The 8,822-nt window shown below is 22.4% G+C and carries 6 protein-coding genes and 1 pseudogene; all 7 read right to left on the bottom strand.

Annotated elements, in window-relative coordinates; all coding sequences use genetic code 11:
- Positions 1 to 212: 212 nt before the first annotated feature.
- On the bottom strand, positions 213 to 572 hold the full coding sequence (locus OC705_RS01900; RefSeq protein WP_304512604.1) for a PIN domain-containing protein: 360 nt from the start codon (positions 570 to 572) through the stop codon (positions 213 to 215).
- A 32-nt stretch (positions 573 to 604) separates the two neighbouring features.
- Entirely contained in the window at positions 605 to 1,972 is a 1,368-nt protein-coding gene (locus tag OC705_RS01905; RefSeq protein ID WP_304512603.1) for a signal recognition particle receptor subunit alpha, read from the bottom strand.
- Between the two features lie 84 nt (positions 1,973 to 2,056).
- Positions 2,057 to 3,016: a signal recognition particle-docking protein FtsY gene (gene ftsY, locus OC705_RS01910; RefSeq protein WP_304512602.1), complete on the bottom strand. Its 960-nt coding sequence runs from the start codon at positions 3,014 to 3,016 to the stop codon at positions 2,057 to 2,059.
- Positions 3,017 to 3,119: 103 nt separating this feature from the next.
- Positions 3,120 to 5,081 (bottom strand): type I DNA topoisomerase, encoded by a 1,962-nt coding sequence (gene topA / locus OC705_RS01915; RefSeq protein ID WP_304512601.1) that lies wholly within the window; start codon positions 5,079 to 5,081, stop codon positions 3,120 to 3,122.
- Between the two features lie 738 nt (positions 5,082 to 5,819).
- Entirely contained in the window at positions 5,820 to 6,683 is an 864-nt protein-coding gene (ylqF, locus tag OC705_RS01920; protein ID WP_304512600.1) for a ribosome biogenesis GTPase YlqF, read from the bottom strand.
- Between the two features lie 54 nt (positions 6,684 to 6,737).
- Positions 6,738 to 7,481, bottom strand: a complete 744-nt coding sequence (locus OC705_RS01925; protein WP_304512599.1) for a hypothetical protein — start codon at positions 7,479 to 7,481, stop codon at positions 6,738 to 6,740.
- 591 nt (positions 7,482 to 8,072) lie between these two features.
- Positions 8,073 to 8,147: pseudogene (locus OC705_RS02575) on the bottom strand (hypothetical protein); the annotation flags it as partial.
- Positions 8,148 to 8,822 lie beyond the last annotated feature (675 nt).

Here is an 8,822-nt window from a genome sequence, read left to right on the forward strand (position 1 = left end):
CGGAATAGGCTTTATCATGACATCAATTTTCCTTCTTAGGCCATTTCAGGCTTCTCCATGGAATTATTCGGTGGCGGAATCCTCTTGACTAATTTGCTTTTGTCGCAATCCGCTTTTATGGTCTGCTCTAATCTGACATTCTTTCGTTTGTTAGACCGACCATATCCTTTCAGGGTTTATCGGCCCTGGCTATTGGTTAGATAGCACGAAATTTAGGCCTCTTTGGCGCCCCCTGTTTGATAATGATATTTAACCCCAGAAATTTTTAAATATTCCTGTACTAAAACAATTTGATCTATTAATAATTGAGGTATAAGAGGACGTCCTTTTTTATAATCTAAATAAATTTCTTTTTTTTTAGTTTTACCTTGTGTATCAAAAGCAACTAAAATATGATTTTGGGTTTTTTCTAAAATTTTTTCAAACATATTAATAAAAATCATTAAAGCATTAAATTTATTTAAATTATTGTTATTTTCGTTTTTAATATCATTTATATTTTGTTTATAAGTAGTAGCATAGTAAGCGCGAAAAATAAGTGCATGCCCATCTACTAAAATTAAATTTTTCATAAATTTGATCGTTCCTATTAATTAAAAAATATTTATTTTGAATTTAAAAATTTATTTATTAAATCTTGATAATCTGCCATCGAATCCTTATTAAAATTTTTATTATCAATTTGTTTAGTTAAATTTTTTTGTTTTTCTATAAAATTAATTAATAAATTTATTTCTTGAGCAGTTGTACCAGAACCTTTAATAACGCGGTGACGACGACGATTATTATTAACAATCAAATCTGGATTTAATCTTTCTTTATGCGTCATACTTTGAATAATGGCTTCGAATTTAATAATTATATTATTGTCTAAAATATTTAAATTTGAGATTTTATTGTTAATTCCAGGAATAAAATTTAAAATTTTTTGAAATGACCCCATTTTTTTAATTAAATTTAAATGTTTTTGTAAATCATAATAATTATAATTATCTTGAAATAATTTATCTATTAATTCAGCATTTTGTTTAGGATCTATTTTAGATTCCATATGTTCTATTAAAGTAGATAAATCACCCATGCCTAAAATTCTAGAAGCTATTCGATCAGGATAAAAAATCTCAAAATTATCATCATTATGTTGTTCCGAACTAGAAATAAAACGAATGGCTAATTTAGTAATATATCTAATAGATAAAATTAAACCACCTGAAGTTTTGGCATCCATTTTCGTCATAATTACTCCTGTAAACGATAATTTTTCATTAATTTGTTTAATTTTACCTGATATTTGTTGACCGCCTAAAGCATCTATAACAATAAACGTTTCATCTGGTTTAATATTTTTTTTAATTAAAGATAAATTATCTACACTAGCTGTATCTTCAGGAGAAAATCCAGTAGTATCGATGATAACAACTTGAAAATGATTATTTTTAGCATAATCAATACCATTTAAAATAATTTTTAAAGAATCATTTGTATTATTATCATTATAAACCTCGATATCTATATTTTGGCCAATTTGTTGCAATTGTTGAATACCACCAGGTCTATGATGATCTGCTGCAATTAATAAAATTTTATTATTTTTTTTTCTATTTAGGAAAAAAGCTAATTTACCTGCAATAGTGGTTTTACCACTACCTTTCATTCCTATTAATAAAAAAACATTTAATTTATTTTCTTTTAAGTTTAAAGGTAAAGATTTATCCCCTAAAATATTAGTTAAAGTATTTTGAATTATTTTAATAACTTGTTGTTGAGGGGTCAAACCTTTTAAAAGTTGCATATTTAAGGTTTGTTGTTTGATGAGTTCATTAAATTTCATGACTACTTCATAATCAACATCTGCCTTTAATAAAGCGGGATTTATTTCTTGCATGATATTATCAATATCATCTTGTTGAATATATTTTTTATTACCAATTTTATTAATTATTTTTTGAACACTTTTGCTTAAAAAATTCATAAATAACTCCTTTTTATATTTAGTAAATTTTTTTGTTAATAAATATTTATTTTATTTAAAATAATGATTATATATATTTAATTTTTATGAATTGTCAAATAAACAATTAACATAATTTTGAATATCAAATTCTAATAAATCATTGGATTTCTCCCCAATGCCTATATATTTAGTTTCTAACTGGTATAAATGTTTAATAGCTAAAATTAATCCTCCTTTAGAAAAATGATCAAATTTAGTAAGAATAATACTAGTAACCGGAATAAGTTTATTAAAAGATTCTACTTGTTTTAAAGCTTCTTGCCCTGTCATAGCATCTAAAATTAAAAAAATTTCATGCGGAGCTTGAGGATTATATTTTTTAATAACTCTATCTATTTTAGCTAATTCTTTCATTAAATTATCTTTATTTTGTAATCTTCCAGAAGTATCACACAAAATAATATCAGAATTTTGATTTTCACCATATTTTAGACCTTCAAAAATTACACTTGCTGGTTGACTGTTAGCTTTGGAAAAAAAAATACTTTTAGAAATATTACTCCAACTTTTCAATTGCTCTACGGCTCCAGTACGAAAGGTATCTGCCGCTATTAATAAAACTTTTTGATGTTTTTCTGTTAATTTAGTAGCTAATTTACCGATAGTAGTAGTTTTTCCAGAACCATTAACCCCTACAAAAAGATAAATTTGTGGTTTTTGAGTTGAAATATTATTTTTTATATTTGTTGCATTGTCTGGTTTATAAAATAATAAAAATTGATCTCTTAAAAAATTTAAAAAATATTTGGGTTGAGATAAATTTTCAGATGAAATATTTTTACGCATTTGACTAATTAAATTTTGAGTAGATTCTATACCTAAATCAGATTTAATTAATAAAATTTTCAATTCATCCAATAAATTTTCAGTTAATTTGTTTTTTAATTTAATTTTTTTTGCCCATTCAGATATTTGCTCTTCTTGCAAAGTATTTAAATTGACAAAAAAATTTTTTTTCTTTTGATTTTTTTCTTGAAAAATTTTTTTAAAAAAATTAAACATAAGTTATTTATTTCCCTTAAATAATATATATAAATAAAAATTATTAACAAAACTTAATACATTTATAAATTTATGTAAATTAGCTTTATATACATGATTATCTCTATTCTTCCTTATTTCTTAATTTATTATTTTTATTGTAAGGAATGATTTGTTTACATTTTGGATAAGAACTACAACCTAAAAATTTACCATATTTACCATTTCGTTCTGCCATAAAAGAACCACAAACAGAACAATTTTGATTTGTTAAAGTTAGAGGTTTTTTCTTTCTTTGGTCAAGATCTGAATTTAGACATTTAGGATAAGAATTACAACCTAAAAAAACACCATATTTACCATAACGTTCTACCATAAAATCTCCGCAAACAGAACATTTTTGTTTTGTATTAATATTATTTTCTATATCCTTAATATTATTATTTGCATATATAAATAATTTAAGAAAATCATCATAAAATTTTTTTAAAATAGTAATTTTATCCACTTGACCATTAGCGATTTTATCTAGTTGTGCTTCCATATGAGCTGTATATTTAACATTAATAAAAGAATTAAAATATTTCATTAAAACTTCATTTGTAATTAATCCTCGTTGAGTACAAATCATTTTTTTATCCTTAATTTCAACGTAATATCTACTTTTTAAAGTCTCAATAATATGAGAATAAGTTGAAGGTCTGCCGATTTTTAAATTTTCCAAATTTTTAATTAAAGAAGCTTCATTATAACGAGGCGGTGGTAAAGTCATTTGAGATTTCGCTATCACTTTTTGGGGTAAATAATATTTTTGCTTTTCATAATCTGGCAATAAAATTTCTTTAAAACGAGAATAAGTTGCTGTTTTAAAATAACCATCAAATATTATTTGATAACCTTCCGCTTGAAATAAATATTTTTCTATCTTGAAAATAAACTGTGTTTTATCAATAATTGCTGCATTCATCAAACTAGAAATAGTTTTTTGATAAATTAAAGTATATAAAGATAATTCATCTTTATTTAAATAATTTTTAATTTCTTGAGGAGTTCTTTTGATATCAGTAATTCTAATAGCTTCATGAGCTTCTGTGTTATTTTCAGAAAAATTACTTACAATATTGTTAACATAAGAAGAACCGAATTTTTCAGAAATAAATCTTCTTGCTTCTCCCAAAAATTCCTTAGAAATATAATAAGAATCAGTCCGCATATAAGTAATCAATCCTGTAATTTCTCGATTTATTTTCACACCTTCGTAAAGTTTTTGAGCAACTATCATAGTTTTACGAGAGTTCATTCCTAAATATTTAAATGCTTCTTGTTGCAAAGTAGCTGTAATAAATGGTTTAGGCGGCTTGCTTAAGATTTGAGTTTTAATTACGTCTTGTAAATAAAATTGTTTATCTTTTAATTGATTTATAATTTGATTGGATTCTTCTAATTTGATTTTAGATTTTTTCGGATTCATTATTAAATTAGCCGTAAAATTTTCAAAAATAGCTTTAATTAAAAAATATTCTTCAGGAACAAATTCGTTATGTTCTTTTTCGCGTTCAGCAATAAGTTTTAAAGCTACAGATTGAACACGTCCTGCCGATTTAGAACGAATACGACGTACTAAAGAAGATAATTTAAAACCGATAATTTTATCTAAAATTAAACGAGTTTCTTGGGATTCTACTAAACGTTTATTAATTAACACAGGATTATTAAAAGCTTTAATAACGACATTTTTATTAATTTCGCTAAAAAAAATTCTATTTTTATCTAATGGATTTAATTTTAAAACTTGAGCTAAATGCCACGCGATAGCTTCACCTTCTCTATCAAAATCAGTAGCTATAAAAACATCTTTATCTTTAGTTTTAGAAATCAAATCTTGAACTATAGATTCTTTGTCTTTAATAATACAATAATCAGGTTTAAAATTATTATCAATATCAATTCCTAAATTATCTTTTCCTTTTAAAGATAAATTGCGTATGTGACCTTTTGAAGATAAAACTAAAATTTTATTACCAAAAAAACTACTAATAGTTTTAGCTTTGGAAGGTGATTCTACAATAATTACTTGTGATTTCATAATTAAAATACTCCTCAAAGAAATTGTTAAGTTAAAAATTAAAAATTTATATTATAATTTATAAATTTTAAATAATTATATATATAAAAAGAATAAATAATTTGCTTTTTAATTAATAAATTAGTTATTTAATTAATTATTACAAACAGATCTTCTATTCGCAAACTACAAAAGCAATTTTATTATCAATAAATAATAAATTAATGACTTCTTTTTTATTATTAAGGTCGTTATTCTTTATCTTAGGACGAAAATTATCTTTATCATTCTAGATAAAATTCTTATGACTATTAAGTGATCGCTTTACTTTTTTAGGGGGGAATTAATGACTTTTATTTCATTATTGATTAATTTAATTAATTTAATAACTCTTCCTTGAGGATTTTCCAATTTATTCTAAATATCGACTTTGATTCTTGAGAGTAATTGACTGATGTGAAAACGGTGAGAGTTCAGGTTTTTTATATTGACCAAATATTCAATACCTATTGTAAATAATGATATCCTCTTAAATACTCACGTATAGTGATTTTACGATACAGATATTATTTAATATGATTTCTGCTTCACTTTCTGAGATTATCTGGTACTTGTAATTAGCAACCATTTTGGGTAATAAATAATTATTTTTCATCGCAACCCGTTGAATCGTTATAATTTCTCATCGTTTCCTTTTTTAGTAACTTTATTACCTAATTTTTTTAGTGAAAACTATTAATTTATTAGATAAGCTAATATTTAGACCTCTTTGAGGAGCTCATTTGATAAATTTAAATCAAAATTAACCGGACCTATAAAACCATTAGAAATTTTATATAATATCATATCTAAAACTTTATTTTCGTCAAGAATTTGATTTTTTGTTAAATAAAGATTTTTTTGAGCTATTTTATACCATAAATTTGGTAATTCTAATTCTGGTTTAGTTAATTTAAAACATTTTTGTAAATTTTGATAGTAATTTTTTTTCAGATAAGTTAATAAATATTCTACAATAGGTAATTTAGGATATAAAGTAGATTTAATACAACCGCAAATAGCTAAATTATAGCCAATACGAGGATCTTTAAATTTATGATATAAAAGCCCAGGAGTATCTAATAATTTCGTTCTTGGGTCTATTTTAATCCATTGCATTTGTTTAGTAATACCCGGTATGTTAGCTGTTTTAACCAATTTTTTATTAGCGAAACAATTAATAAAAGTTGATTTACCGACATTAGGCATGCCAGTAATCATTAATTTTAAAATTTTATGTTGCCAAAAAGGATTTTTAATTTTTAAAATTCTATAAATATAAGGTTTTATTTGATGAATATTGATTTTTATTTTAGAATCAATCCATAAAAATGGTATTTTATGTTTTTCGAAAAATTTTTTAAAAATATTTATATTAGACATATCAGCTAAAGATATTTTATTTAGCAATAATAAAAAAGGTTTATTATTAAAGGTTTTTAATAATTCCCAATTCACACTTGAATAAGGTATCCTGGCATCTAAAATAACTAAAATTAAATCAATTATTTTTAAATATTGAGATATTTCTTTAAAAGTTTTTTTCATATGACCAGGGAACCATTGAATACAAATTTCACACATTATCTTACTCTTCTTAATAATTGTTTCATAGAAAATAATAAATATCTAACTATATCATTTATTATTGTTTTTATCTAATTCTTGTTGTAAATTTTGTAAATATAATTTTAAATCTTGATCAGGAACAAAAATTTTTTTACTATAAACTTTATATACTTCTTCTCCAGATATTAAAATAATAGCTAAACCAATTTTATCTAATAAAACATGATAAAGACGTTGTAAAAACAATTTTTTAGCCCAATGGAAAGGATTAATTAAATTAACCGAATTGCTTACAAAATTCATTATTTTATTAGTTTTTTTAATTTTTTGTAAATATTTTTTATTTATTAGTTTGTATTTTAAAACCATAATTTGTCGCAAAGTCATACGTTTAAAAATACATAAAATTTTATTTTGAAATAGAATATCGATTCTTTTATGCAAATATTCTATTAATAACAAAGTTTCTCCTAAATTCAATTCTAAACAAGGAGAAGTGGATTTTGGATAAAAAATAGTTGCAATTTCTAAAGTTAATTTTTGTACTTCTTGAAATAATATGTCCATATACTTTTGAGGATGTTGTTTAGTTTTTTCTAAAAAAGTTAATTGATGTTTTTTAATTAATTTATTTACTTTTTCATTTTCTGTCAAATCTTCTGTTTCATGAAAAGAAATTTTAAAATTTTTATTAAAGTTCTTAACAATAAAAAATAAATAAACCAAAGAAAAAGTAAAACCTCCAGCACTAAATCCGGCTAAAAAAACTCCAAAAAATTTCAATTGATTCCATAAATTATTAACTAAAAACATATTCAAACTTCCTTTAGATTTTATTATTTATCGAATATTTTCTAGAATTAATAATTTTCGATTTATATTGTTAAACTATAATTTTAGCATCATTATTTTCAAATATTAAAATTTTTAAAGAACCATAAACATTTCATTTTGTTTCAAAACTATTTTTTAACAAAATAAATAACTATTAAAACATATGATTATTAATTTATAATATTTCCTCGATTGTTGTTTTGTAATTATTCATGAAATAATATATTTAATTTTAGCAAGTAATTTTTAATATAAATATTTATCAAATATTTCAATTTTTTATTTGATTATTAAATTATTTAAGGAAATTGTTATGTTTATATTATTTCTGTTAAATTAGATCAAGATATATTCGTTGAATAATTTAATTATGAATATCCTTTTTATTAACCATCAATAATTATATAACAATATTTGTATTAAATAAATCCAAAAATATAATATTAAAGGATAAATTCGCTCCGTTTATAAAATAAATTGACAATTTATTTTAATAATTATAATTATATTTACATATAATAAAACAAGCGAAAAAAAGTTGTTCTTAATATTTTGAAATAAGATATTAAATTATTTATTTTTGCAAAAAACTAAGACAATTGCCCCTCCCTTCTCTTTTGCTGAATTATCAAAACATAAAATATTTTAATTTTAGAATTAAGCTTTTAATTTATTTAAATTACATTTTTATTTTTTAACTTAATATATGTTATTTTTAACTTTTTTAAAAAATATTATTTTTTAATATAAATTATTTTTGATTAATAAAATTTAATTTTATAAAAGATTTTTTTTAAGATTATAAGTTAGATGAAAAATTAAATAAAGATTTTATTTAAAATATTTTATTGCTATTTTTATATATTTTTTTTAACTTTTTCATAGAAAATTTTTTAATATTTTGATTTTTTAACATATAAAAATATAAATTTATTTTTTTAGCGATTTGATAATTTTCTTTAATCCCAAAATTAAAAAAACAATCTCAAATTGATGATCCATTAGGATTTTATATTGAATATTTTTAAAAATATTTATTTTTAGATTTCTCTTAGTTACTTATAATTGATAAAGATCATAAATAAGAGGATTTAAAAAATAGTAAACCTTTTATTGCAAATCCAACAAAGAGAAAAAAGTAATTTTACCGATGGCTTTAGTGATTGCTTTTTTAATATGGAATGGATCATAATTAATACGGATAGATTAATTGCGTTTTATTCAGCGATTTATCTTTGCTGTTTTATTTACAATCAGCCCCCGTCCAAACCGGACAAGCAAGTTTCCCAGCATCCGGCTTTCCATAATTTACTCTCTTTC

It is taken from the genome of Candidatus Phytoplasma fabacearum (genome assembly GCF_030586805.1).
GTDB lineage: Bacteria > Bacillota_I > Bacilli_A > Acholeplasmatales > Acholeplasmataceae > Phytoplasma > Phytoplasma fabacearum.

What these genes read in the sequence shown, in the direction of transcription:
- OC705_RS01900 (WP_304512604.1), bottom strand. Translation starts at nt 572, where the DNA reads ATGAAAAATTTAATTTTAGTAGATGGGCATGCACTTATTTTTCGCGCT.
- OC705_RS01905 (WP_304512603.1), bottom strand. Translation starts at nt 1,972, where the DNA reads ATGAATTTTTTAAGCAAAAGTGTTCAAAAAATAATTAATAAAATTGGT.
- ftsY (WP_304512602.1), bottom strand. Translation starts at nt 3,016, where the DNA reads ATGTTTAATTTTTTTAAAAAAATTTTTCAAGAAAAAAATCAAAAGAAA.
- topA (WP_304512601.1), bottom strand. Translation starts at nt 5,081, where the DNA reads ATGAAATCACAAGTAATTATTGTAGAATCACCTTCCAAAGCTAAAACT.
- ylqF (WP_304512600.1), bottom strand. Translation starts at nt 6,683, where the DNA reads ATGTGTGAAATTTGTATTCAATGGTTCCCTGGTCATATGAAAAAAACT.
- OC705_RS01925 (WP_304512599.1), bottom strand. Translation starts at nt 7,481, where the DNA reads ATGTTTTTAGTTAATAATTTATGGAATCAATTGAAATTTTTTGGAGTT.